At 46.9% G+C, this 550-nt stretch carries 1 pseudogene; it reads left to right on the top strand.

Going from position 1 to position 550, the window contains the following annotated elements:
- A pseudogene (locus JHD69_RS20185) lies at positions 1 to 480 on the top strand (hypothetical protein); the annotation flags it as partial.
- Positions 481 to 550 lie beyond the last annotated feature (70 nt).

Below are 550 nucleotides of genomic sequence, written 5' to 3' on the forward strand. Positions count from 1 at the left end.
GGTGGTTACAACTGGATGGCCACTGCACAGTTGAGCAAACAATTTAGCCAAGGCTTGTCGATGATGATTGCCTACACCCGTACCGATCAACGTAACTTTGGCGACGGTTCTGGCGATCAATTGTTGAATTTGTGGTCAATTCCTCAAACTTCAACCAATTCAAATATCCCAACTTTGAGCTATTCAAGTAACTTGAACCCTGACCGCTTAATTGCTTCGATCTCTTACAAAAAAGAGTTCCTGAAAAATTTAGCTACTTCGGTGTCATTATTCTATGAAGGCTCGCAACAAGGTAGGTTCTCTTATACTTACTCGGCTGACTTTAACCGTGATGGCCAAGTAAACGATTTGATTTACATTCCAAGAGATCCATCTGAAATCACTTTCGTTCAGGTACCTACTAACTTGGTTACATCTACAGTTGGTGGCGTAACTCTGTCTCTTATACACATCTCCGAGCCCACGAGACAGTACTCATGATCTCGTATGACGTCTTCTGCGTGAAAAGGGGGGGGGGGGGGGGGGGGGGGGGGGGGGGGGGGGGGGGGGG

The organism is Pedobacter sp. ASV12 (assembly GCF_016429155.1).
GTDB lineage: Bacteria > Bacteroidota > Bacteroidia > Sphingobacteriales > Sphingobacteriaceae > Pedobacter.